Annotated in this window: 21 protein-coding genes and 2 pseudogenes; 14 read left to right on the top strand and 9 right to left on the bottom strand. The window is 52.0% G+C overall.

Features of this window, described 5'->3' with window-relative positions; all coding sequences use genetic code 11:
• Nucleotides 1–30 precede the first annotated feature (30 nt).
• On the top strand, nucleotides 31–1,320 hold the full coding sequence (gene uraA, locus CRI63_RS15640; RefSeq protein ID WP_054494643.1) for a uracil permease: 1,290 nt from the start codon (nucleotides 31–33) through the stop codon (nucleotides 1,318–1,320).
• Between the two features lie 95 nt (nucleotides 1,321–1,415).
• The gene (locus CRI63_RS15645) at nucleotides 1,416–2,117 is read left to right on the top strand and encodes a DnaA inactivator Hda (RefSeq protein ID WP_074399451.1); all 702 of its coding nucleotides are present in this window, start codon (nucleotides 1,416–1,418) and stop codon (nucleotides 2,115–2,117) included.
• Nucleotides 2,118–2,219: 102 nt separating this feature from the next.
• Here the strand turns inward: CRI63_RS15645 and arsC are convergent, their stop codons facing one another.
• Both arsC and bepA read right to left on the bottom strand, forming a co-directional pair.
• Nucleotides 2,220–2,579, bottom strand: coding sequence for an arsenate reductase (glutaredoxin) (arsC, locus tag CRI63_RS15650; RefSeq protein WP_135520037.1), 360 nt, complete (start codon nucleotides 2,577–2,579; stop codon nucleotides 2,220–2,222).
• A gap of 20 nt (nucleotides 2,580–2,599) precedes the next feature.
• The gene (bepA, locus tag CRI63_RS15655) at nucleotides 2,600–4,063 is read right to left on the bottom strand and encodes a beta-barrel assembly-enhancing protease (RefSeq protein WP_135520039.1); all 1,464 of its coding nucleotides are present in this window, start codon (nucleotides 4,061–4,063) and stop codon (nucleotides 2,600–2,602) included.
• A gap of 212 nt (nucleotides 4,064–4,275) precedes the next feature.
• Between bepA and CRI63_RS15660 the strand changes: the two genes are divergently transcribed.
• On the top strand, nucleotides 4,276–5,337 hold the full coding sequence (locus CRI63_RS15660) for an AI-2E family transporter (RefSeq protein WP_130214583.1): 1,062 nt from the start codon (nucleotides 4,276–4,278) through the stop codon (nucleotides 5,335–5,337).
• A gap of 108 nt (nucleotides 5,338–5,445) precedes the next feature.
• Here CRI63_RS15660 and bcp read toward each other — a convergent pair whose 3' ends face one another.
• Nucleotides 5,446–5,916 carry a thioredoxin-dependent thiol peroxidase gene (bcp, locus tag CRI63_RS15665; protein WP_135520041.1) on the bottom strand — a complete coding sequence of 157 codons (471 nt, stop codon included), beginning with the start codon at nucleotides 5,914–5,916 and terminating at the stop codon, nucleotides 5,446–5,448.
• Complete coding sequence (locus CRI63_RS15670; RefSeq protein WP_130207451.1) at nucleotides 5,916–6,488, bottom strand: glycine cleavage system transcriptional repressor; 573 nt, start codon at nucleotides 6,486–6,488, stop codon at nucleotides 5,916–5,918. The genes bcp and CRI63_RS15670 overlap by 1 nt, the downstream gene beginning before the upstream one ends.
• 145 nt (nucleotides 6,489–6,633) lie before the next feature.
• On the opposite strand from CRI63_RS15670, the gene dapA reads away from it, so the two are divergent.
• The 6 genes from dapA to ypfH all read left to right on the top strand — a co-directional run bounded on the left by dapA (nucleotide 6,634) and on the right by ypfH (nucleotide 13,321).
• Nucleotides 6,634–7,512 (top strand): 4-hydroxy-tetrahydrodipicolinate synthase, encoded by an 879-nt coding sequence (gene dapA / locus CRI63_RS15675; protein ID WP_130214581.1) that lies wholly within the window; start codon nucleotides 6,634–6,636, stop codon nucleotides 7,510–7,512.
• A 16-nt stretch (nucleotides 7,513–7,528) separates the two neighbouring features.
• Entirely contained in the window at nucleotides 7,529–8,563 is a 1,035-nt protein-coding gene (gene bamC, locus CRI63_RS15680) for an outer membrane protein assembly factor BamC (RefSeq protein WP_130257407.1), read from the top strand.
• 211 nt (nucleotides 8,564–8,774) lie between these two features.
• Nucleotides 8,775–9,488, top strand: coding sequence for a phosphoribosylaminoimidazolesuccinocarboxamide synthase (gene purC / locus CRI63_RS15685; protein WP_001295467.1), 714 nt, complete (start codon nucleotides 8,775–8,777; stop codon nucleotides 9,486–9,488).
• Nucleotides 9,489–9,655: 167 nt separating this feature from the next.
• On the top strand, nucleotides 9,656–10,519 hold the full coding sequence (locus CRI63_RS15690) for a neutral zinc metallopeptidase (RefSeq protein ID WP_130207445.1): 864 nt from the start codon (nucleotides 9,656–9,658) through the stop codon (nucleotides 10,517–10,519).
• Between the two features lie 14 nt (nucleotides 10,520–10,533).
• Nucleotides 10,534–12,549 carry a tRNA cytosine(34) acetyltransferase TmcA gene (tmcA, locus tag CRI63_RS15695; protein ID WP_135520043.1) on the top strand — a complete coding sequence of 672 codons (2,016 nt, stop codon included), beginning with the start codon at nucleotides 10,534–10,536 and terminating at the stop codon, nucleotides 12,547–12,549.
• Between the two features lie 73 nt (nucleotides 12,550–12,622).
• The gene (gene ypfH, locus CRI63_RS15700; RefSeq protein ID WP_000679812.1) at nucleotides 12,623–13,321 is read left to right on the top strand and encodes an esterase; all 699 of its coding nucleotides are present in this window, start codon (nucleotides 12,623–12,625) and stop codon (nucleotides 13,319–13,321) included.
• A 97-nt stretch (nucleotides 13,322–13,418) separates the two neighbouring features.
• Here the strand turns inward: ypfH and CRI63_RS15705 are convergent, their stop codons facing one another.
• The 3 genes from CRI63_RS15705 to CRI63_RS15715 are packed head-to-tail and all read right to left on the bottom strand — an operon-like array spanning nucleotide 13,419 to nucleotide 15,134.
• The gene (locus CRI63_RS15705) at nucleotides 13,419–13,619 is read right to left on the bottom strand and encodes a YpfN family protein (RefSeq protein ID WP_000383836.1); all 201 of its coding nucleotides are present in this window, start codon (nucleotides 13,617–13,619) and stop codon (nucleotides 13,419–13,421) included.
• Nucleotides 13,620–13,646: 27 nt separating this feature from the next.
• Nucleotides 13,647–14,774, bottom strand: coding sequence for a succinyl-diaminopimelate desuccinylase (gene dapE, locus CRI63_RS15710; RefSeq protein WP_135520044.1), 1,128 nt, complete (start codon nucleotides 14,772–14,774; stop codon nucleotides 13,647–13,649).
• A gap of 3 nt (nucleotides 14,775–14,777) precedes the next feature.
• A complete protein-coding gene (locus tag CRI63_RS15715; RefSeq protein WP_130207437.1) occupies nucleotides 14,778–15,134 on the bottom strand; it encodes an ArsC family reductase in 357 nt (118 codons plus the stop codon).
• A 378-nt stretch (nucleotides 15,135–15,512) separates the two neighbouring features.
• On the opposite strand from CRI63_RS15715, the gene ypfM reads away from it, so the two are divergent.
• On the top strand, nucleotides 15,513–15,572 hold the full coding sequence (gene ypfM / locus CRI63_RS15720; protein WP_001386977.1) for a protein YpfM: 60 nt from the start codon (nucleotides 15,513–15,515) through the stop codon (nucleotides 15,570–15,572).
• Between the two features lie 93 nt (nucleotides 15,573–15,665).
• Here ypfM and acrD read toward each other — a convergent pair whose 3' ends face one another.
• Together acrD and narQ are read right to left on the bottom strand one after the other, a co-directional pair.
• On the bottom strand, nucleotides 15,666–18,779 hold the full coding sequence (gene acrD / locus CRI63_RS15725; RefSeq protein ID WP_064526280.1) for a multidrug efflux RND transporter permease AcrD: 3,114 nt from the start codon (nucleotides 18,777–18,779) through the stop codon (nucleotides 15,666–15,668).
• A gap of 163 nt (nucleotides 18,780–18,942) precedes the next feature.
• A pseudogene (narQ, locus tag CRI63_RS15730) lies at nucleotides 18,943–20,651 on the bottom strand (nitrate/nitrite two-component system sensor histidine kinase NarQ).
• 205 nt (nucleotides 20,652–20,856) lie between these two features.
• Here narQ and aegA point away from each other — a divergent pair.
• From aegA to CRI63_RS15750, 4 genes and pseudogenes are all read left to right on the top strand, one after another.
• Nucleotides 20,857–22,836: a formate-dependent uric acid utilization protein AegA gene (gene aegA, locus CRI63_RS15735; RefSeq protein WP_135520046.1), complete on the top strand. Its 1,980-nt coding sequence runs from the start codon at nucleotides 20,857–20,859 to the stop codon at nucleotides 22,834–22,836.
• A 67-nt stretch (nucleotides 22,837–22,903) separates the two neighbouring features.
• Nucleotides 22,904–23,481, top strand: a pseudogene (gene nudK / locus CRI63_RS15740) (GDP-mannose pyrophosphatase NudK).
• Nucleotides 23,482–23,606: 125 nt separating this feature from the next.
• Complete coding sequence (locus CRI63_RS15745; protein ID WP_135407519.1) at nucleotides 23,607–24,650, top strand: DUF1176 domain-containing protein; 1,044 nt, start codon at nucleotides 23,607–23,609, stop codon at nucleotides 24,648–24,650.
• 90 nt (nucleotides 24,651–24,740) lie between these two features.
• Nucleotides 24,741–25,054, top strand: a 314-nt coding sequence (locus CRI63_RS15750) for a helix-turn-helix domain-containing protein (RefSeq protein WP_135520048.1), incomplete at its 3' end; no start/stop codon positions are given.

The raw sequence follows: 25,054 nt of genomic DNA on the forward strand, positions 1-25,054 counted from the left end.
TATAACACATAATATACAGAGGATAATACTATGACGCGCCGTGCTATCGGGGTGAGTGAAAGACCGCCACTTTTACAGACAATCCCGCTTAGTTTACAACATTTGTTCGCCATGTTTGGTGCAACCGTCCTGGTGCCCGTCTTATTTCATATCAACCCGGCGACCGTACTGTTATTTAACGGTATCGGAACGCTGCTGTATCTCTTCATCTGTAAAGGGAAAATTCCGGCTTATCTTGGTTCGAGCTTTGCCTTTATTTCTCCGGTGTTATTGCTGTTGCCGTTGGGTTATGAAGTCGCGCTGGGCGGCTTTATTATGTGCGGCGTGCTGTTCTGTCTGGTTTCTTTTATTGTGAAGAAAGCAGGGACTGGCTGGCTGGATGTGCTGTTTCCTCCAGCGGCAATGGGGGCAATCGTTGCTGTCATCGGTCTGGAGCTGGCGGGCGTGGCTGCTGGCATGGCTGGCTTACTCCCGGCTGAAGGGCAAACGCCTGATTCCAAAACCATCATTATCTCCATTACTACCCTTGCGGTTACGGTTTTAGGTTCCGTTCTGTTCCGCGGTTTCCTGGCGATTATCCCGATTTTGATTGGCGTGTTGGTGGGGTACGCGCTCTCCTTCGCAATGGGTATTGTCGATACCACGCCGATTATTAATGCTCACTGGTTTGCTCTGCCGACCTTGTACACGCCGCGCTTTGAGTGGTTTGCCATTTTGACCATTCTGCCTGCGGCGCTGGTGGTTATTGCCGAACACGTGGGGCATCTGGTGGTAACGGCTAACATCGTGAAAAAAGATCTGCTGCGCGATCCTGGCCTGCACCGTTCCATGTTCGCTAACGGCCTGTCGACCGTTATCTCCGGGTTCTTTGGTTCCACGCCAAACACTACCTACGGGGAAAACATCGGCGTTATGGCGATCACCCGCGTCTACAGTACCTGGGTAATCGGTGGTGCGGCGATCTTCGCCATTCTGCTCTCCTGTGTTGGTAAACTGGCTGCTGCTATCCAGATGATCCCACTGCCGGTGATGGGCGGCGTTTCGCTGCTGCTTTACGGTGTCATCGGCGCTTCTGGTATTCGCGTACTTATTGAATCGAAAGTGGACTACAACAAAGCACAGAACTTGATCCTGACTTCCGTGATCCTGATCATCGGCGTCAGCGGCGCGAAGGTAAACATCGGTGCCGCAGAGCTGAAAGGTATGGCGTTGGCGACCATCGTCGGCATTGGCTTAAGCCTGATCTTTAAATTGATTAGCGTGCTCCGTCCGGAAGAAGTGGTGTTGGATGCAGAAGACGCCGATATAACAGAAAAATAATGTAGCGACCGGGCAGTAATGCTGCCCGGTTCAAACATGATGGAATTCTGTGGTAAACTTCTCGTGATTTTGTGAAATCCCTGGTTGAGGTATCTCTGAACACACCGGCACAGCTCTCTTTGCCACTTTATCTTCCTGACGACGAAACCTTTGCAAGTTTCTGGCCGGGGGATAACTCCTCTTTACTGGCCGCGATGAAAAACGTGCTGCGTCAGGAACATAGCGGTTACATCTATCTCTGGGCACGCGAAGGCGCGGGGCGCAGCCATCTGCTGCACGCGGCTTGCGCGGAATTGTCGCAGCGTGGCGATGCGGTAGGTTATGTCCCGCTGGATAAACGCACCTGGTTTGTTCCGGAAGTGCTCGATGGTATGGAACAACTGTCGCTGGTTTGCATCGACAATATTGAGTGTATTGCTGGCGATGAGTTGTGGGAGATGGCGATTTTTGATCTCTACAATCGGATTCTGGAGTCAGGTAAAACACGGTTGCTGATCACTGGTGATCGTCCACCTCGTCAGTTGAATCTGGGGTTACCGGATCTTGCGTCACGTCTCGACTGGGGGCAGATCTATAAGTTGCAGCCACTTTCTGATGAAGACAAATTGCAGGCATTACAGTTACGCGCCCGTTTGCGTGGTTTTGAACTGCCGGAAGATGTGGGGCGTTTCTTGCTGAAGCGGCTCGACAGAGAAATGCGCACGTTGTTTATGACGCTGGATCAGCTGGATCGCGCATCGATTACGGCACAACGTAAATTGACCATTCCGTTTGTGAAAGAGATCCTGAAGCTGTAGACAGGACGTTTATTGTCGGATGCGTCGTAGTATTTGTAGGCCGGATAAGACGCGGCAAGCGTCGCATCCGGCAATGTACCTTAGCTACCGAAAGGGTACATCTTAACCAACGATTTCCAGCACTTGCTCCGGTGGGCGACCAATACGCGCTTTGCCATTCACGACCACAATCGGGCGTTCCATCAGCTTCGGATTATCCACCATCGCCTGAATCAGCACTTCTTCGCTAAGCGAACTGTCTGCAAGATTCAGCTCCTTATAAAGATCCTCTTTCTGGCGCATCAATTCACGGGCGCTATTCATCCCCAGCATTTTCAGCAAATCGCGCAGCATTGCCGCATCGGCGGGTGTCTCAAGATAGAGCACCACTTCTGGCTCCACGCCGTTTTCTTTCAGCAGGTTCAGCGTTTCACGGCTCTTTGAGCAGCGTGGGTTGTGGTAGATTTTTACCTGTTTGGTCATTGTTCTTCCTTTAATGCGAATTACATCTTGGTATAAGGCTTAAAGCGTTCCTGCAACTGGCGCAACTGGTCGATGCGCGCATCGTAACGCGCTTGTTGTAGGCTGCCTAATTTCACCTGCGAACTTGCGCTACTTAACAGAGAAATGGCCTGATCGAGTCGCCCGGCCAGCGCATAACCTTCTGCTCGCGCAGCCAGTTCCTGATCGCGGTTATTAAGCGCGGCCTCCGCCTGTGCCAGCAAATCCCAGCCATTGCTGTCATCTTTATTATTAAAAGTATAGCGATTCAGAATATTGGCCGCTTCCTGCGGTTGACCGCCTTGCAGATACGCGTTTGCCAGGTTGAGCTGCAACACCGGACTGGTGCGTAAATCGCGGGCATTTTTCAGCCTATTGATCGCGTCATTGGCTTTGTGTTGCCCAAGATCGATATCGGTAGCCAGATCGAGATACCATGCGTTGCCAGGTTCTGCCGCCAATAATGGCTGAAGCGTTTTCCGTGCTTCATCGTATTTATTGGCTTCCATCGCCTGTAAAGCACGGCCATACTGTGCCGCCCGTTGCTGACGAACATTGCCTTTCGCCCATTCATCCAGTAAGTCGCTGGTGAGCTGATTACGTCCGGAATTGTACATCCCTAGAGTACGCGCTTTCGCCATATAGAAATCTTCTGACGATTGCACCACCATCGGGCGCATCTGATTAGCACGGTTACGAGCATCAGCCAGACGGCTTTCCGGCAACGGGTGAGTCAGCAAAATTTCCGGCGGACGCGAAGAGTAACGCGCCTGATCGAGCAATTTTTCGAGGAAGGTCGGCATCGCCTGCGGATCGAACCCCGAGCGTTGCAGCACCTGAATCCCAATGCGGTCTGCTTCCTGTTCGTTTTGCTGGGTGAAGCTGATCATCCCCTGGCGTGTTCCCGCCAGCGTACCGGTCAGCGCTGCCATTCCCGCCTGCGGGCTGGCCATCGCCAGTAAAATAGAACCTAACGCCCCGACCCAGGTGAGTGGTGCGCTACGTTGCTGATCTTCCATCGCTCGCGCCAGGTGGCGCTGGGTGACGTGGGAGATTTCATGCGCCATAACCGAAGCCAGTTGGCTTTCGTTATCGGAATAACGGAACAGGGCAGAATGCAGCACTACGTTGCCGCCAAAGAAAGCAAAGGCGTTAATTTCGTCGTTATTGATCAGAAAGAAATGGAATGGCGTCTTAACTGAATTGGCATGCGAAACCAGACGCATCCCCAGCGAGTTAATGTATTGCGTTAATAGCGGATCATTAATTAACGGCGCGCTGCCGCGTAACTGGCGAACATAATAGTCGCCCATCTGCATTTCCTGACCAATGGAAAGTGTGCTTCCTGCGGAGGTTCCCATATCCGGCAAGGTGTCTGCGCTATCGGCAAACGCCGGGGCTACCTGACCGAGGGTCACAGCAGCAATGAGGGTAGCAACCAGGTTTTTTTTCAACTGCCTGAACATAACCTCTGTCCTGTATTTCTGGAGATAGTCATTTGACCGATACTGTGAAATATCGTTCCCACCGCGCCGCCTTTGAGTGTAACGACGAAGATTAGCTCACTCAAATGGCTTTTCAGTTTCCTTAATCCGTCATAAAAAGCGAAGTCTTTTTTGTGACATTTCGATACAATTGCGGATCGCAATCCCCCTCTTGAGGTTCAGGGAAGGTCTTTATGCTCGAAATGTTGATGCAATGGTATCGCCGCCGTTTTAGCGACCCGGAAGCGATTGCCTTGCTGGTTATTTTAGTTGCCGGTTTTGGCATTATCTTTTTCTTTAGTGGATTACTCGCGCCGTTGCTGGTGGCTATTGTGCTGGCCTATTTGCTGGAATGGCCCACTGTGCGCCTGCAATCTATTGGCTGTTCCCGCCGTTGGGCGACGTCGATTGTGTTGGTCCTGTTTGTTGGCATCCTGCTACTGATGGCATTTGTGGTCATGCCTATCGCCTGGCAACAGGGCATTTATTTAATCCGCGATATGCCGGGTATGCTCAATAAGCTTTCTGATTTTGCCGCCACGTTGCCGCGCCGCTATCCGGCGTTGATGGACGCGGGCATTATTGATGCGATGGCTGACAATATGCGTAGCCGGATGCTTACCATGGGCGATTCAGTGGTGAAAATCTCCCTCGCCTCGTTGGTCGGTTTGCTGACCATTGCCGTCTATCTGGTGCTGGTGCCATTGATGGTCTTCTTCCTGCTGAAAGACAAAGAGCAGATGCTGAACGCCGTTCGCCGGGTGCTGCCGCGCAACCGTGGACTGGCAGGGCAGGTGTGGAAGGAGATGAACCAGCAAATCACCAACTACATCCGTGGCAAGGTACTGGAGATGATCGTGGTGGGGATCGCCACATGGCTGGGATTCTTACTCTTCGGGCTGAACTATTCGCTGCTGCTGGCGGTGCTGGTCGGTTTCTCGGTGCTTATTCCGTACATTGGCGCATTCGTGGTGACCATTCCGGTGGTCGGCGTGGCGCTATTCCAGTTTGGCGCTGGCACCGAGTTCTGGAGCTGCTTCGCGGTGTATCTGATTATCCAGGCGCTGGACGGTAACTTACTCGTACCGGTGTTGTTCTCTGAAGCCGTGAACCTGCATCCGTTGGTGATTATTTTATCGGTGGTGATTTTCGGCGGGCTGTGGGGATTCTGGGGCGTATTCTTCGCTATCCCACTGGCAACGCTAATCAAAGCAGTAATCCATGCCTGGCCGGATGGTCAAATCCCGCAAGAGTAATCTTCAGCGAAAAGGGCTTTGAAACGAGTGTCGCAGGGCGTGATTTACTTCACCGGATGTGAAATGTGCTGGCCGCAAGCGCAGCCAGCACGGAATGGAGCAAAGTAATCAGGCGTGTTCTTTTAGCCAGTTAAGCACTACGTCGTGGTGATTGCTGGTTTTGAAATCGTCAAATACGTGTTCGATTTTGCCGTTGGCATCGATCAGGAAGCTGATACGGTGAATACCATCGTAGGTTTTGCCCATGAAAGACTTCTCGCCCCAGACGCCGAACTGTTCGCATACCTCGTGGTCTTCATCGGACAGAAGCGTAAAGTTAAGCAGTTCTTTATCTGCGAAACGGGAGAGTTTTTCAGGTTTATCGGTGCTGATACCGAGCACATCAACGCCCGCTTTTTTTAACTCTTCCATGTTATCGCGTAAGCCGCAGGCCTGTACGGTACAGCCGGGGGTCATGGCTTTCGGGTAGAAATAAACCAGAACACGCTGTCCCTGGAAGTCGGTCAAATTAACTTGTTCTCCGTCTTGGTCCGGCAAGCTAAATTTCGGTGCGATGTCACCGGCTTTCAGTGGATTCATTAATTAACTCCATCCTGTTCATCATGTTGGGAATAGTTGACGACGTTAATACTGCCTTGCGCATTGAGTTCTGTACATAGTGCTTTGAACGCTTGCTCAATATTTGCTGAGTCTGCAGACGCCGGGCTGTGGGCGGTGATCTGAATATGTAGCTGCGCAGCCCTTTCATTTTCAGCAGGTTGCGTGCGTGAGACCAGTTCTGCAATGTTCATATGGTGCGCGTCGAAAAGTGCTGTGAAGCGCTCAATTAAATGCGGGGAGTCCGCCACATCGACCTGAACCCAGACAGATGCGGGCATCGGTGGACGTGGGCGAGCGGTCGTTCGTTTCATCACGATTAAAAGATCCAGCTCGGCGCCTTTCAACGGTAACGTTGATTCAATCAAGGTGATGGCGTTCCATGAACCGGAAAGCAGCATGATAAACGTGAACTCTTCTCCCAACATCGCCAGGCGACTGTCTTCGATATTACAGCCGCAACTACTGACATGACGGGTGATGGTATTCACAATTCCTGGGCGATCGGCACCCAGCGCAGTGATCACCAGATAATGTTGCGATGACAGTGTCAAACTGGTTATTCCTTTAAGGGGGTGAGATGTTCCTAAGGAAAGCATAAAAAAACATGCATACAACAATCAGAACGGTTCTGTTTGCTTGCTTTTAATGCCATACCAAACGTACCATTGAGACACTTGTTTGCACAGAGGATGGCCCATGTTCACGGGAAGTATTGTCGCGATTGTTACTCCGATGGATGAAAAAGGTAATGTCTGTCGGGCTAGCTTAAAAAAACTGATTGATTATCATGTCGCCAGCGGTACTTCGGCGATCGTTTCTGTTGGTACTACTGGTGAGTCCGCCACTCTGAACCATGACGAGCATGTCGATGTCGTGATGATGACGCTGGAGCTGGCTGATGGGCGCATTCCGGTGATTGCCGGGACCGGTGCTAACGCCACCACAGAAGCCATTAACCTGACGCAGCGCTTCAACGACAGCGGTATTGTTGGCTGCCTGACGGTAACCCCTTATTACAACCGCCCATCGCAAGAAGGTCTGTATCAGCATTTCAAAGCCATCGCTGAGCATACTGACCTGCCGCAAATTCTGTATAATGTGCCGTCCCGTACTGGTTGCGATCTGCTACCAGAAACGGTGGGCCGTCTGGCGAAAGTAAAAAATATTGTCGGAATCAAAGAAGCAACAGGGAACTTAACGCGGGTAAACCAGATCAAAGAGCTGGTTTCAGACGATTTTGTTCTGCTGAGCGGCGATGATGCGAGCGCGCTGGACTTCATGCAGTTAGGCGGTCATGGCGTAATTTCCGTTACGGCTAACGTCGCAGCGCGAGATATGGCCCAGATGTGCAAACTGGCGGCAGAAGGGCATTTTGCCGAGGCACGCGTTATTAATCAGCGTCTGATGCCATTACACAACAAACTATTTGTCGAACCCAATCCAATCCCTGTGAAATGGGCATGTAAGGAACTGGGTCTTGTGGCGACCGATACGCTGCGCCTGCCAATGACGCCAATCACCGACAGTGGTCGTGAGACGGTCAGAGCGGCGCTTAAGCATGCCGGTTTGCTGTAAAGTTTAGGGAGATTTGATGGCTTACTCTGTACAAAAGTCGCGCCTGGCGAAGGTTGCGGGTGTTTCGCTTGTTCTTTTACTCGCAGCCTGTAGTTCGGACTCACGTTATAAGCGTCAGGTGAGCGGCGATGAAGCCTACCTGGAAGCGGCACCGCTTGCAGAACTTCACGCCCCGGCAGGAATGATTTTGCCGGTGACCTCCGGCGACTATGCGATTCCGGTAACTAACGGTAGTGGCGCAGTTGGCAAAGCGTTAGATATTCGTCCACCAGCCCAGCCGCTGGCGCTGGTTTCAGGCGCGCGTACCCAGTTCACGGGCGATACCGCTTCGTTGCTGGTGGAAAATGGTCGTGGCAATACTCTGTGGCCGCAGGTCGTTAGCGTGCTGCAGGCGAAAAACTATACCATTACCCAACGCGATGATGCCGGTCAGACGCTGACCACCGATTGGGTACAATGGAACCGTCTGGACGAAGACGAGCAGTATCGTGGTCGTTATCAAATCTCTGTTAAACCGCAGGGTTATCAGCAGGCGGTAACGGTGAAATTGCTGAACCTGGAGCAGGCTGGCAAACCGGTTGCAGATGCGGCGTCTATGCAGCGTTACAGCGCTGAGATGATGAACGTCATTTCCGCTGGTCTGGATAAATCCGTCACTGACGCGGCTAATGCGGCGCAAAACCGTGCTTCCACAACAATGGATGTACAAAGCGGCGCTGACGACACTGGTTTACCGATGCTGGTCGTGCGTGGTCCGTTCAACGTAGTATGGCAACGTCTGCCTGCTGCGCTGGAAAAAGTGGGCATGAAAGTGACCGACAGCACTCGTTCACAGGGCAGCATGGCCGTAACTTACAAGCCACTGTCTGACAGCGACTGGCAGGAACTGGGCGCCCGTGATCCTCAACTGGCATCCGGCGACTACAAACTGCAGGTCGGTGATTTAGATAACCGCAGCAGCTTACAGTTTATTGATCCAAAAGGTCATACGCTGACCCAAAGCCAAAACGACGCACTGGTATCAGTCTTCCAGGCTGCGTTTAGCAAGTAAAAATACAGGGCTGGAGTCATCCGGCCCTTTTTTCTGATATGATACGCAAACGTGTGCGTCAGCAGAAAAACGCGATTTTAGCGTTAATTCGCACGAAATTTGTTTGTCGGCGTAGGTCGGTTAAGGTATTCACGGTACAGCCGACAAAACGACAGGCACACCAGACAGCAAAAGATTATAAAACGTTAATTCACACCCAGGAGTGATAAAGATGCAAAAGCAAGCTGAGTTGTATCGTGGTAAAGCGAAAACCGTATACAGCACGGAAAACCCGGACCTGTTGGTGCTCGAATTCCGCAATGATACGTCAGCAGGGGATGGCGCGCGCATTGAGCAGTTTGATCGCAAAGGTATGGTGAACAACAAGTTCAACTACTTCATTATGAGCAAACTGGCTGAAGCGGGTATCCCGACTCAAATGGAGCGTCTGCTCTCTGATACCGAATGTCTGGTGAAAAAACTGGATATGGTGCCGGTTGAGTGTGTCGTACGTAACCGTGCTGCTGGCTCTCTGGTGAAACGTCTTGGAATCGAAGAAGGTATTGAGCTGAACCCGCCGCTGTTCGATTTGTTCCTGAAAAACGACGCCATGCACGATCCGATGGTCAACGAATCTTACTGCGAAACCTTTGGCTGGGTAAGCAAAGAGAACCTGGCGCGCATGAAAGAGCTGACCTACAAAGCGAACGACGTGCTGAAAAAACTGTTCGACGATGCCGGTCTGATTCTGGTCGATTTCAAGCTGGAGTTTGGTCTGTACAAAGGCGAAGTGGTACTGGGTGATGAGTTCTCCCCGGACGGTAGCCGCCTGTGGGACAAAGAAACGCTGGAGAAAATGGACAAAGACCGTTTCCGCCAGAGCCTCGGTGGCCTGATCGAAGCCTATGAAGCCGTCGCCCGCCGCCTGGGTGTACAGCTGGACTGATTTTTCTGTTCATCGTCTTGCCGTGCTGCTGGCACGGCAAGACAACCGCTCTCGTAAGATGTGCATTGAACGCTCATTCCTCCATCATTTCCTCCCGTTTTCCTGTGGTAATCTTCCCCTGAACCACCTACGATCATTCCTATAATGAATATATTGTTGAGGTATCTATGCGCTGGCAAGGGCGTCGTGAAAGTGACAATGTTGAAGACAGGCGAAACAGTTCCGGTGGTCCGTCAATGGGCGGTCCCGGTTTTCGCCTACCAACCGGTAAAGGTGGGTTAATTTTACTGGTGGTTGTGTTGGTCGCTGGCTACTATGGTGTTGATTTAACTGGATTGATGACCGGGCAGCCCGTTTCCCAACAGCAATCAACGCGTTCAATTAGCCCAAATGAAGACGAAGCGGCAAAATTCACTTCGGTGATTCTGGCAACCACGGAAGACACCTGGGGACAGCAATTCGAGAAGATGGGTAAGACCTACCAGCAACCGAAGCTGGTCATGTACCGTGGAATGACTCGCACCGGTTGCGGGGCGGGGCAGTCCATTATGGGACCGTTTTATTGCCCGGCGGATGGCACAGTCTATATCGATCTCTCCTTCTATGATGACATGAAAGACAAACTGGGCGCGGATGGTGATTTTGCTCAAGGGTACGTTATCGCCCATGAAGTCGGTCATCACGTGCAGAAACTGTTAGGTATCGAGCCGAAAGTCCGTCAACTGCAACAAAACGCGACGCAAGCGGAAGCCAACCGCTTATCTGTGCGTATGGAACTCCAGGCCGACTGCTTTGCCGGTGTCTGGGGGCATAGCATGCAGCAGCAAGGCGTTCTGGAAACCGGCGATCTGGAAGAGGCGCTGAACGCGGCGCAGGCCATCGGCGATGACCGTTTACAACAGCAAAGTCAGGGACAGGTGGTGCCAGACAGTTTCACTCATGGCACTTCTCAGCAACGCTACAGCTGGTTTAAACGTGGTTTCGACAGCGGTGATCCGGCACAATGCAATACTTTTGGTAAAAGCATTTAACTTCCGGGGCAGGGATGGCTGAACTGACTGCGCTTCACACATTAACAGCGCAAATGAAACGTGAAGGGATTCGCCGCTTGTTAGTGTTGAGCGGCGAAGAAAGCTGGTGCGGTGAGTATGCGCTTAAGTTGCGTGACGCATTATCGGGCGACTGGCTGTGGGTTTCGCCGCAGCCAGCTTCTGAAAACCACTGTACGCCATCAGCGCTACAAACTTTACTTGGGCGCGAGTTTCAGCATGCGGTATTCGACGCCCGCCAGGGCTTTGATGCCGCTGCCTTTGCGGCACTTAGCGGAACGTTGAAAGCCGGAAGCTGGCTGGTGTTGTTGCTCCCCGCGTGGGAAGAATGGGAAAACCATCCTGATGTCGATTCGCTGCGCTGGAGTGATTGCCCTGGTCCTATTGCGACTCCGCATTTTGTCCAACATCTCAAACGCGTACTTGCGGCGGATAACAACGCTATCCTCTGGCGACAAAATCAGCCGTTCAAGTTGGCGCATTTTGCTCCTTATTCAGACTGGCGTCCTGCTACAGGCGAGCCGCAACCAGAACAACAGCACATATTACAGCAACTGCTGACCATGCCACCGGGCGTGGCTGCGATAACTGCTGCGCGCGGGCGCGGTAAGTCGGCGCTGGCGGGGCAACTCATTTCCCGTATCTCTGGCAGAGCGATTGTTACAGCACCTGCGAAGGCTGCAACGGATGTGCTGGCGCGGTTTGCGGGCGAGAAGTATCGCTTTGTGGCGCCAGATGCCTTATTAGCCAGTGATGAAAAAGCCGACTGGCTGGTGGTTGACGAAGCTGCAGCCATTCCTGCGCCACTGTTGCATCAGCTGGTATCGCGTTTCTCACGCACTTTGTTAACTACAACGGTACAGGGCTATGAAGGCACCGGGCGTGGTTTTTTGCTGAAATTTTGCGCTCGCTTTCCGCATTTACACCGTTTTGAACTGCAACAGCCGATCCGCTGGGCGCAGGGATGCCCGCTGGAAAAAATAGTCAGTGAGGCACTGGTTTTTGACGACGAAAACTTCACTCACGAACCACAAGGTGACATTGTCATTTCTGCTTTTGAACAGACGTTATGGCGAAGCGAACCAGAAACGCCGTTAAAGGTATATCAGCTATTGTCTGGTGCGCACTACCGGACCTCGCCGCTGGATTTACGCCGGATGATGGATGCACCAGGGCAACATTTTTTACAGGCGGCTGGCGACAACGAGATTGCCGGGGCGCTGTGGCTGGTGGATGAGGGCGGATTATCTCAAGAACTCAGTCAGGCGGTATGGGCGGGTTTTCGTCGCCCGCGGGGTAATCTGGTGGCCCAGTCGCTGGCGGCGCACGGCAGCAATCCACAGGCGGCGACATTGCGCGGACGGCGGGTCAGCCGGATTGCAGTCCATCCGGCGCGTCAGCGCGAAGGCGTTGGGCAACAGCTCATTGCCAGCGCTTTGCAATATACGCCTGGCCTCGACTACCTTTCGGTAAGCTTTGGCTACACCGAGGAATTATGGCGTTTCTGGCAACGCTGCGGTTTTGTGCTGGTGCGAATGGGTAATCATCGCGAAGCCAGCAGCGGTTGCTATACGGCGATGGCGTTGTTACCGATTAGCGAAGCGGGTAAACAACTGGCAGAACGTGAGCATTTTCGTTTACGCCGCGATGCGCAAATTATCGCGCAGTGGAATGGCGAAACTATTCCAGTCGATCCGCTTAACGATATCGTGGTTACTGACGGCGACTGGCTGGAACTGGCTGGTTTTGCTTTCGCTCATCGTCCGCTTTTAACGTCATTAGGCTGTTTAATGCGTCTGCTGCAAATCAGCGAACTGACATTACCAGCGCTGCGTGGGCGCCTGGAGAAAAACGTTAGCGACGCGCAGTTATGTACCACACTTAAACTTTCGGGGCGTAAGGCGTTGTTGGCTCGTCAGCGTGAAGAGGCGGCACTGGCGCTATTCGCACTTGATGTTGCCCTCACTGAACGCCTGCGCGATCGCATAACGCAATGGCAATTTTTTCACTGACTCCTTCAATTTTCTCCCGTGGTCATTGTGAGTCAGCGGCGTAAAATTAATGACATTAGTTAAGGAGTTCGACATGAAACATGACCATTTTGTTGTTCAAAGCCCGGATAAACCTGCGCAACAGTTGTTGCTGCTTTTTCACGGTGTCGGCGATAACCCGGTAGCGATGGGGGAGATCGGCAGTTGGTTTGCACCGCTGTTCCCGGATGCGCTGGTGGTGAGTGTCGGTGGCGCGGAGCCGAGCGGTAATCCGGCGGGGCGCCAGTGGTTTTCGGTGCAGGGGATTACGGAAGATAATCGCCAGGCGCGTGTGGATGCCATCATGCCGACGTTTATTGAGACGGTGCGCTACTGGCAGAAACAGAGCGGAGTAGGGGCTAACGCCACGGCGCTAATCGGTTTCTCACAAGGCGCGATTATGGCGCTGGAGAGTATTAAAGCCGAGCCTGGCCTTGCCTCACGCGTCATTGCTTTTAACGGACGCTATGCCAGTCTGCCGGAAACCGCGTCTACAGCCACGACAATTCACTTGATTCATGGTGGTGAAGATCCGGTTATCGATTTGGCGCATGCGGTTGCGGCGCAGGAAGCGTTAATCAGTGCCGGTGGTGATGTGACGCTGGATATCGTGGAAGATTTGGGGCATGCGATCGACAATCGCAGTATGCAATTTGCCCTGGATCACTTGCGTTATACCATTCCAAAACATTATTTCGACGAAGCGCTAAGCGGCGGTAAGCCGGGCGATGATGATGTAATTGAAATGATGTAATAACAGCTGCGTAGGCCTGATAAGACGCGTGAGCGTCGCATCAGGCATTGTTCACCGTTGCCGGATGCGGCGTTAACGCCTTATCCGGCCCCTCAGCTTACTTCTTCGGTTGATCCTTTTTCGGCCAGTCGTCGTCATCGTCCCACTTATCGTTGAAATCACGATGCGGGGGAAGCTCCGGCTTGTTGGCGAGAAATTTCTTATGGTCGACGCGCTTGAGATCTTTAATCACGTTCAGCAGGACGCCCACCAAAAAGACAATCACCAGAATCCACCAATATTTAGCCAGCCAGTCCATGCTTATTTCCTCTTACAGAACGACTCATCAGGCGACGAGCTGTTCCATGATACGTTGATACATACGGGCAAGTAGCTGCAGGTCGGCAGCATTCACACATTCATTAATTTTATGAATGGTAGCATTGACCGGCCCGAGTTCCACCACCTGCGCCCCCATGCGAGCAATAAAGCGCCCGTCGGACGTTCCGCCTGTGGTCAGTAGCTGCGGTTTAATTTCATTATAGTGCTCAACCGCGTTAACGACTGCATCCACCAGTTTACCGCGCGCGGTCAAAAATGGCTGCCCGGAAAGCCACCAATCCACCGTATAACGCAGTTGATATTTCTCCAGCAAGGCAAGCACCTGTGCTTTGATCATCTCATCAGTCAGTTCGGTGCTGAAGCGGAAGTTAAACTGCACAAACAGTTCACCCGGAATAACATTGTTACTGCCGGTTCCCGCCTGAATATTGGCAATCTGCATACTGGTCGCCGGGAAGAATTCATTGCCCTGATCCCACTCAATAGCCACTAATTCATTAAGGAAAGGTGCTGCGCGATGTACTGGATTATCAGCCAGATGCGGGTAGGCCACATGCCCTTGCACGCCATGAATGGTAAGGTTGCAGGTTAACGATCCACGACGGCCATTTTTCACTACATCGCCAACCACTTCGATACTCGACGGCTCACCGACCAGGCAGTAATCCAGCCGTTCATTACGCGCCATTAAAGCTTCGACTACTTTGACCGTGCCATTGTGGGCGCTGGCTTCTTCGTCTGAGGTGATCAGAAACGCCAGTCGGCCTTTATGGTTGGGATGTTGCGCGACAAAACGTTCTGCTGCCACTACCATTGCCGCCAGCGAGCCTTTCATATCAGCCGCGCCGCGCCCGAACAACATGCCATCGCGAATGGTTGGCTCAAATGGTGGGTTGATCCAACGGTCGGCATCTCCAGGGGGGACTACGTCAGTATGTCCGGCAAAGGCCAGGGTTTCTCCTTGCCCACGCCACGCCCAAAAATTCTGCGTATCCGCAAAATCCATGCGTTCAATGGTAAAACCGATTGCCTGCAGACGGTCGATCATGATTGCCTGACATCCTGCATCATCAGGACTTAAGGATGGGCGGCGAATAAGCTGCTGTGACAGCTCAATAACCGGACACGACATAGACTACACCTCATGGAAAAATTGCTGATAACTGGATTCACTGAAACCCAGCAGCATAGGCTTCCCTGGCGCACAGAGCAATGGGCGTTTGATGATTGCAGGCATTTCAGTCATTAATGCCATAGCGGAGGCCGCATCGGTGATATTGTTGCGGGTGGCTTCGTCCAGCTTGCGCCAGGTGGTGCCACGGGTGTTAAGTAACGCTTGCCAGCCTAATTCATTGATAAAAGAGTTCAACAATTCACTGTTCAGGCCATCAACACGGTAATCGTGAAAGCGAAAGTCGATGTTATTGGTTTCCAGCCAACGGCGTGCTTTTTTAATGGTGTCACAATTTTTGATACCGTAAAGGGTAACCATAATGAATCCTTTTGCGATTATTAAGAATAACTAATCATTTGGCGGTTGATACATATTTCCCGTAAATGATTATCAGGCAATATAACATTATTAAGGTATTTAACTTAACAATTATTAAATGGTTGTGAACAATTTTAATGCCATTATTAAGAATGTTCCTCTTGGTATATTTTTGTATTTTAAACAGAATTAATTCAGTATTAGAATCCGTATGAATATGTCGAAATGTTGCTGTTCATCACATAAAAATCCCTGTCACAGGGCCATAGTATTAACGTAGGCTTTGCCCCGGAGGTAGTAATCACAGCAATCGAATAAATTAGCTTCACCACGGTATATTGTTTCCGTAGAATACCCATAATTATAAGAGAGGTTGTTATGATTGAACGTGAACTGGGGAACTGGAAAGACTTTATCGAAGTTATGCTTCGTAAGTAATTTCCAGAACAGGAAATGAAAGAACCTGACGTCAGGTTCTTTATCAGAGAGTTGAAAAAAGGCGACACATACGTATGTCGCCTTTTTTATTGCTTATTCTGGTCGAGGCTTCAGTGGGAAGCGACGACGCACCAGCACAAAGAATAGCGGCACGAAGTAAATCGCCAGAATGGTGGCAGAAATCATCCCGCCCATTACGCCAGTACCGACTGCGTGTTGACCACCGGAACCGGCACCACTGCTGATCGCCATCGGCAATACGCCGAAGATAAACGCCAGCGATGTCATCAGAATCGGACGTAAACGCTGACGGCAGGCGTAGAGCGTAGCTTCAAACAGGTCGTGGCCTTTTTGATTCATTTCGTTGGCAAACTCAACAATCAGGATGGCATTTTTCGCCGACAAACCAATGACTGTTAGCAGGCCAACCTGAAAGTACACATCGTTTTCCAGCCCACGCATCCAGGTTGCCAGCAGTGCGCCGATAACCCCCAGCGGTACAACCAGCATTACCGAGAACGGTACTGACCAACTTTCATAAAGTGCAGCCAGACACAGGAATACCACCAGCAATGAAATGGCATACAGCGCCGGAGCTTGCGCACCGGAAAGTCGTTCCTGGTACGACATCGCTGTCCACTCCAGTCCAAAGCCGTTCGGCAACTGCTTCACCAACGATTCCATAATATCCATCGCGGTACCCGTACTGACGCCCGGGGCGGCTTCCCCGACAATCTCTACCGCAGAATAGCCGTTATAGCGTTCCAGACGCGGCGAGCCTGTTTCCCAGCGAGAGGTCGCGAAGGCGGAGAAAGGCACCATGCCGCCGTCTTTGTTACGCACATACCACAGGTTAATGTCATCTGGCAGCATGCGATACGGCGCGGCAGCCTGCACATAGACTTTCTTCACGCGACCGCGATCCATAAAGTCATTCACATAGCTCGAGCCCCACGCGGTTTGCAGCGTGTCGTTAATATCGTCAATGGCAACGCCCAGCGCCTGCGCTTTGCGCTGGTCGATATCAATCTGCAATTGCGGGCTGTCGTCCAGACCGTTATGGCGCACACGGGTAAGTTCTGGGTTTTCCGCCGCGAGCGCCAGCAGTTGATTACGCGCGGCCATCAGCGCATCGTGACCAGCCCCGGCGTGGTCTTGCAACTCCATATCAAATCCAGCGGAACTGCCAAGACCGCTGATAGCAGGCGGGCTACTGGCGATAACGCGAGCTTCTTTGATTTTATTAAATTCTTTTGTTGCACGTTCGATAATGGCAAACGAGGTGCCTGTTTTACTGTCGCGTTCGCTCCAGTCTTTCAGGCGGACAAACATTCGTGCCACGTTTTGCCCGTTCCCTCCTGGGCCAGAACCGACAGTGGCAAACACCGACATGATGTTGTCTTTCTCATGGGTGAAGTAATACTTCTCGATCTGTTCCACCACTTTCAGGGTCTGTTGCTGAGTCGAACCGCTGGGTAACTGTACCGAGGTGGTAAACATGCCACGGTCTTCCAGAGGCAGAAACGACGTCGGCAGACGCAGAAACAGGAACACCATACCGCCTAACAGCAGGACGTAAATCAAAATCCAGCGCAGGCTGCGGTGGAGAATTTTCGCTACCCCTTTTTCGTAGCGTTCGGCGTTGCGGTTGAACATCTGGTTAAACCAGGCAAAAAAGCCTTTCTGCCCGTGATGCTCACCTTTTTTCAGTGGCTTAAGTAGCGTGGCGCACAATGCTGGAGTCAGGATCATCGCCACCAGAACCGACAGCACCATTGCCGCAACAATGGTTATAGAGAACTGGCGATAGATAGCCCCGGTGGTGCCGCCAAAGAAGGCCATTGGCACAAATACGGCAGAAAGCACCATTGCAATCCCGACCAGTGCGCCCTGGATTTGCCCCATCGATTTACGTGTGGCTTCGCGAGGAGTGAGTCCTTCCTCACTCATAATACGTTCGACGTTTTCCACCACCACGATGGCGTCATCCACCAACAGGCCTATAGCCAGCACCATCGCGAACATGGTTAAGGTGTTGACGCTATAGCCGAAGGCATAAAGCACCGAGAAGGTTCCCATCAACACTACCGGCACAGCGATAGTTGGAATCAGTGTAGCGCGGAAGTTTTGCAGGAACAGATACATGACGAGGAAAACCAGCGCGATAGCTTCTAACAGAGTTTTCACTACGTCTTCAATGGAGGCCTTAACAAACGAGGTGGTTTCATACGCCACCTTGTACTCCAGTCCGGGCGGGAAATACTGCGCCAGTTCATCCAGACGGTTGATTACCAGTTCTGCCGTTGCCATTTCGTTTGCACCGGAGGCCAGTTTTACCCCCAGCCCCGAGGCTGGTTTACCGTTGAAACGGCTAAGATAATCGTATTTCTCCGCTCCCATTTCGACAGTGGCGACATCACCCAGTTTCACTTCCGAACCGTCCTGATTCACTCGCAGAGTGATATCACGGAACTGTTCTGGCGTTTGCAACAGTGATTGGGCGTTAATGGTGGCGTTGAGTGCCTGGTTATCGACCGACGGCGTACCGCCAAGCTGTCCAACCGCAATCTGTGCGTTCTGCGACTCAATGGCGTCAGTGACATCTTTGGCGGTCATCTGGAAACTGTTCAGTTTTGCCGGATCCAGCCAGATACGCATCGAATATTGCGAACCGTAAGCGTCGATATCACCAACGCCGTTCACGCGGCTTAACGGGTCCTGAATATTACTGGCAACGTAATCGGCAATATCCTGTTTATCCATCGAACCATCGGTTGAGACGAAGGCAATAGTCAGAATGTTGGTATCGCCGGTTTTACGCACCGTCACGCCCTGATTTTGCACCGCCTGCGGTAGTTTACGCATGGCCGACTGCAACTGGTTCTGCACCTGTTGCACTGCTTCGTCCGGATCTGTACCAGCTTTAAAACTGAGCGTTACTGACGCCTGTCCAGTACCGCTGCTTTGTGATGACATATACATCAGGTTATCGAGGCCTGTCATATTCTGCTCGATAACCTGGGTCACGGTGTTTTCCAGCGTCTGGGCCGATGCGCCAGGATAGTTAGCGGTCACTCGCACGTTGGGGGGCGCGAGATCCGGGTACTGTTCAACGGGCAATGAGAAAATGGCCAGGGTTCCTGTCAGACACAACAGAATTGCCAGCACCCAGGCAAAAATGGGGCGATCAATAAAGAAATTCGCCATTAAAAGAGGACCTCGTAGTTCTGCGTATCGTTATGGGCATGCCTTGCTTCACTGTAGCGGCAAGGTACGAGCCAATCGTGGAGAAAAAAAGGAGATAATGTAAATTATCATGCCCTTTTATACTGAACCTAAAATGCCAGTATTTAATGAATAGTAGGCAGCATCATATCTGCTGGCTTTCCTCACCTTCCGCAGAGCGAAAGCTAATACTCACTAACGTGCCGCCGCCGGAAGGTTGCGAAAAAGTCAGCGTCCCCCCCAATCTTTCCGCGCGCTCGCGCATGATATTCAGACCATAATGGCCTTCGGGTTCCTCTGGTTCACCGATGCCAATACCGTTGTCGCGAATATAAACTGTGTGATTGCCATCCGGCGCGGTGACGCAGCTAACGGCAATTTCGCTGGCGTTGGCGTGCTTCATGGCGTTCAGCACCGCTTCGCGAATAATTTGCAACAAATGCACCTGCATCTGCGCATCCAGCGCCAGGGTTGGCAGACGGCAGTCGAGGGTCAGTTTGGCGCTGGTTTGGTTTTGTAATGTATCCAGCATTTCACGCAGTGCAGAGGGGAGATCCGCCTGCTGTAGCGTCAGTCGGAAAGTGGTTAACAGCTCGCGTAACTGCCGATAAGCATCATTCAGCGCCTGGGAGAAATCGGCCATGATACTTTGTGCAGTGGCGTTATCTTCGGGTATCGAACGCTTCAGTAACGTCAACTGGATACGTAAATAAGAAAGCACTTGGGCCAGCGAGTCGTGCAGTTCGCGGGCGATGGTCGCACGTTCTTCCATCAACAGTAACTGCTGAAAATGCTTCTGCGCCTGATTAAAGTACAAACCGCGTCCCAGCATCGATGAAACGCTGTTAAGTAGTGGTTCTGATGATGACACGTGGCTATTTTGCCAGTGCAGCTCGCCGTAAACCGTCTCTTGCATGGTGACCGGTAAAATCTGCATTGGCAGCTCAGGGTTTGGCTTCCCTTCGCTAATCCGCCAGTTATCCCCAACGTTCAGCTCCAGATATTCAGCCGCTTCATTGTCGCGAACAATCTGCAAAATATGGCGGAAACAATGCACATCAATCTGGCTGGTGTTCAGTGCCTGCGAACACTGATACAACACCTCCAGGCGACGCTTGGCCTCGTGGAGATCGCGAGTTTTTTTCTTCTACTGACGCTTCCAGCGAGCGGTACAACTTATGCAGCTCGCTCGACATCTGGTTAAAGGTTTTTGCAAGCAGGCCCAGTTCATTGGGTAGACTGGTATCCAGCGGCGGCGAGTCGAACTGCCCGTGTTCAATACGCTGACTGGCGGTAACCAGTTGATTCAGCGGGGCTACCACCTGATGGCGTATGCGGCGCAAAGTAAAAAAGACCAGCGTGAAAATACCGATGCCGCCAGCCAGTGAAATCGCCACTACCAGCAGCATTTTGCGTTCAGCGTAGTGTTGCAAAGCCAGCACGAACAGGTCTATCTGATTGACATAATTATTAATATTGGCCTGATACCACGGCAAATCACCCTTGATGAGCCGATTATTCATCTCCAGCCAGTTGGCATTCAGATGCGCATAGCGGGCTTTTACTGCCTCTGGCACATACCAGACGTTGAGATTGGTTAATACCGGTGAATGCAGTGCCTGCTGGAACAGTTGGCGGTGTGCGTTAAGCTGTGGACTTCCGCTTTGCAGATCGTAACCCAGACGATAACTCTGCATACGCAGCGATCCGGCAATATTGATAGCCTCAGCGTCGCGCAAACTGCTCGCCAGAGTTAGCAGAGCGATACCCGTGGAAAGAATCGACAGCAGCACAATGTAAAAAAAAAAAAAAGGCCCGGGCCAGACTGGCCGAGACGGGTCGTTTAACAATCACACGCGTCTTCTCCACATAAAATAATGAATGTTACAGCTCGCTGAAACTCAATTTGGTAAGCAATGGGATTATTTGATCTGCCACAGTTTATAGCGAAATAGTTACTTTTTCTGGGCACATGAACATTGCCGATTCCCCTGTAAGTCGGGTAATAACAACACTCATATAAAGAATAAGGTTTTTACAACCAAAAAAGAAGGTCGTTATGAATCGTTTTATTATGGCCAACAGTCAGCAATGCCTGGGGTGCCATGCTTGTGAAGTGGCCTGTGTGATGGCTCACAATGATGAGCAACACGTGTTGAGTCAGCACCATTTTCACCCCCGAATTACGGTTATTAAACATCAGCAGCAACGTAGCGCAGTGACCTGTCACCATTGTGAAGATGCGCCCTGTGCCCGTAGCTGCCCTAATGGCGCGATCAGCCACGTTGATGACAGCATTCAGGTCAATCAGCAAAAATGTATTGGCTGTAAATCCTGCGTGGTGGCCTGTCCATTTGGTACGATGCAAATCGTCCTGACGCCCGTCGCGGCGGGCAAAGTTAAAGCCACCGCGCATAAATGCGACCTGTGTTCAGGGCGCGAAAACGGTCCTGCCTGTGTAGAGAATTGCCCGGCGGACGCGCTGCAACTGGTCACTGACGCTGCACTCTCCGGCATGGCGAAATCCCGCCGCCTGCGCACCGCGCGGCAGGAACATCAACCGTGGCATGCCAGTACCGCGGCACAAGAAATGCCGGTAATGAGTAAAGTCGAGCAAATGCAGGCAACGCCCGCGCGTGGTGAGCCGGATAAACTGGCGATTGAAGCGCGCAAAACTGGTTTTGATGAAATTTATCTGCCGTTTCGTGCCGACCAGGCACAACGGGAAGCCTCGCGCTGCCTTAAGTGCGGCGAGCACAGCGTTTGTGAATGGACCTGCCCGCTGCATAACCATATTCCGCAGTGGATTGAACTGGTGAAAGCCGGAAACATCGATGCTGCCGTCGAGCTTTCTCACCAGACCAACACCCTGCCGGAAATTACCGGGCGTGTTTGCCCGCAAGACCGCTTGTGCGAAGGTGCCTGTACTATTCGCGATGAGCACGGTGCGGTGACTATCGGCAATATTGAACGCTACATTTCGGATCAGGCGCTGGCGAAAGGCTGGCGTCCTGACTTAAGTCATGTCACCAAAGTGGACAAGCGGGTGGCGATTATCGGTGCGGGTCCGGCAGGACTGGCCTGTGCGGATGTTCTGACCCGCAATGGCGTGGCGGTGACGGTGTACGATCGCCATCCCGAAATCGGTGGCTTGCTCACTTTCGGCATTCCTTCTTTCAAACTGGATAAATCCCTGCTGGCACGCCGTCGGGAAATCTTCAGCGCGATGGGGATTCACTTCGAACTCAATTGTGAAGTGGGTAAAGATGTCTCTTTGGATTCGCTTTTGGAACAATACGATGCAGTCTTCGTTGGCGTAGGCACTTACCGTTCCATGAAAGCGGGTTTACCCAATGAAGATGCGCCGGGCGTTTATGATGCGCTGCCGTTCCTCATCGCCAACACTAAACAGGTGATGGGACTTGAAGAGCTACCGGAAGAGCCATTTATTAATACCGCCGGGATGAATGTGGTAGTACTGGGCGGTGGGGATACCGCGATGGATTGTGTGCGTACTGCGCTGCGCCACGGCGCGAGCAACGTCACCTGTGCCTACCGTCGTGATGAAGCCAACATGCCAGGTTCGAAAAAAGAGGTGAAGAACGCCCGCGAAGAGGGGGCGAACTTCGAGTTTAATGTTCAGCCAGTGGCGATTGAGCTGAATGAACAAGGTCACGTCTGCGGGATTCGTTTCCTGCGCACGCGTCTTGGCGAAGCGGATGCACAAGGGCGTCGGCGACCTGTACCGATTGAGGGCAGTGAATTTGTGATGCCAGCCGACGCGGTGATTATGGCGTTTGGCTTCAACCCGCACGTGATGCCGTGGCTGGAGTCGCACGGTGTAACGGTGGATAAATGGGGCCGCATCGTGGCGGACGTTGAAAGCCAGTACCGTTACCAGACCACCAATCCGAAAATCTTCGCCGGTGGCGACGCCGTGCGTGGTGCGGATCTGGTGGTTACCGCAATGGCAGAAGGACGTCATGCGGCACAGGGGATCATTGACTGGCTAGGCGTAAAATCAGTCAAATCTCACTGATAGCCTGCGCAGACAAACCCGACTTCACAGCGTAAGATAATTGTTCATTTCGCGCTGTGGAGTCGGTATGACGCAACAAATCACCCTCGTTAAAGACAAAATTCTCTCCGATAACTATTTCACCCTGCACAACATTACCTACGATCTTACCCGCAAAGATGGCGAAGTTATCCGCCATAAACGTGAAGTGTACGATCGCGGTAATGGTGCGACGATCCTCCTGTACAACGCGAAAGAAAAAGACCGTGGTTCTGATTCGTCAGTTCCGTGTCGCTACCTGGGTTAATGGCAATGAAAGCGGGCAGCTGATTGAAACCTGCGCCGGGCTGCTGGATAACGACGAACCGGAAGTGTGCATTCGCAAAGAGGCGATTGAAGAGACGGGTTATGAAGTGGGCGAAGTGCGCAAATTATTTGAACTGTATATGTCGCCAGGCGGTGTGACTGAGCTAATCCACTTTTTTTATCGCCGAATACAGTGACAATCAGCGCGCTAACGCCGGTGGCGGTGTCGAAGATGAAGATATTGAAGTGCTCGAGCTGCCGTTCAGCCAGGCGCTGGAGATGATCAAAACCGGTGAGATACGAGACGGTAAGACGGTGTTATTGCTTAACTATTTGCAAACGTCACATTTAATGGACTGAAAAATAACAATAATATTTCGTAGTTTATTATTGGCTCAATCCGATAAATCCGATTGAGCCGTGCTACCTGCGCAACGAAGATACGACTTGTGCTGTTTGTTTGAACTTCTGGGGTCGTACCGTCCATGCGCTATCGCATTTTCCTTCTCTTTTTTTTCGCTTTGTTGCCGACGTCTTTGGCGTGGGCGGCACCAGCGCAACGGGCGTTTTCCGACTGGCAGGTCACCTGTAATAACCAAAACTTCTGCGTGGCGCGCAATACTGGCGATCATAATGGACTTGTGATGACCCTGAGCCGCAGCGCCGGGGCGCATACCGACGCCGTTTTACGTATTGAGCGCGGCGGGTTGAAATCACCGGATGTGTCGGAAGGGGAAATAGCGCCACGGCTGCTGTTAGATGGTGAGCCGTTGGCGTTAAGTGGTGACAAATGGCGGATTTCACCATGGTTATTAGTAACCGATGATACGGCAACCATCACCGCGTTTTTGCAGATGATTCAGGAAGGGAAGGCAATCACCTTACGCGATGGCGATCAGACCATTTCTTTGAATGGCTTAAAAGCGGCGTTGTTGTTTATTGATGCCCAGCAAAAGCGCGTTGGCAGTGAAACCGCGTGGATAAAGAAAGGGGACGAGCCGCCGCTCAGCGTACCGCCCGCGCCTGCGTTGAAAGAGGTCGCGGTGGTTAACCCAACGCCGACGCCACTCTCACTCGAAGAACGTAACGATTTGCTGGATTACGGTAACTGGCGGATGAATGGTCTGCGCTGCTCGCTTGATCCATTGCGGCGTGAGGTGAGCGTTACAGCACTGACCGATGATAAAGCGCTGATGATGATTAGCTGTGAGGCAGGTGCTTATAACACCATTGATTTGGCATGGATTGTATCGCGTAAAAAGCCACTGGCCTCGCGCCCGGTACGGTTACGTTTGCCGTTCAACAACGGTCAGGAGACGAATGAACTGGAGTTGATGAACGCGACATTTGATGAAAAAACGCGTGAACTGGTGACCTTAGCGAAAGGTCGCGGATTAAGCGATTGTGGCATTCAGGCGCGCTGGCGTTTTGACGGCCAGCGTTTTCGACTGGTGCGCTACGCCGCAGAACCGACCTGCGATAACTGGCATGGGCCAGACGCCTGGCCCACGTTGTGGATCACCCGTTAAACAAAATGGCGGGGACATGTAGGCCGGATAAGACGCGTCTGAACTGCACCCCAAATGTTGGACACAATCTGACATCTGAAGGTGCAGTTTATGAAACATTCATTTGAAGTAAAACTTGCCGCTGTAAATCATTACCTGGCTGGTCATGCAGGCATCATTTCTACGGCAAAGCTATTTCAGCTTTCTCACACCAGCCTCTCACACTGGATTAATCTTTTTCTTCTTCACGGTCCTCTGGCACTGGATTGCAGGCACAAGCGTAGCTATTCTCCTGAAGATAAACTTCGCGTAGTTCTTTATGCTCTCGGGCATTCTGAGTCTCTACCCCGGGTGGCTGCCCGGTTTAACATTCCCAGCCACAACATGGTTAAAAACTGGATAAAAGGCTACCGCAAATCTGGTGA

Origin of the sequence: Escherichia sp. E2661 (assembly GCF_004745185.1) — a bacterium.
In the GTDB taxonomy this organism is placed as follows: domain Bacteria; phylum Pseudomonadota; class Gammaproteobacteria; order Enterobacterales; family Enterobacteriaceae; genus Escherichia.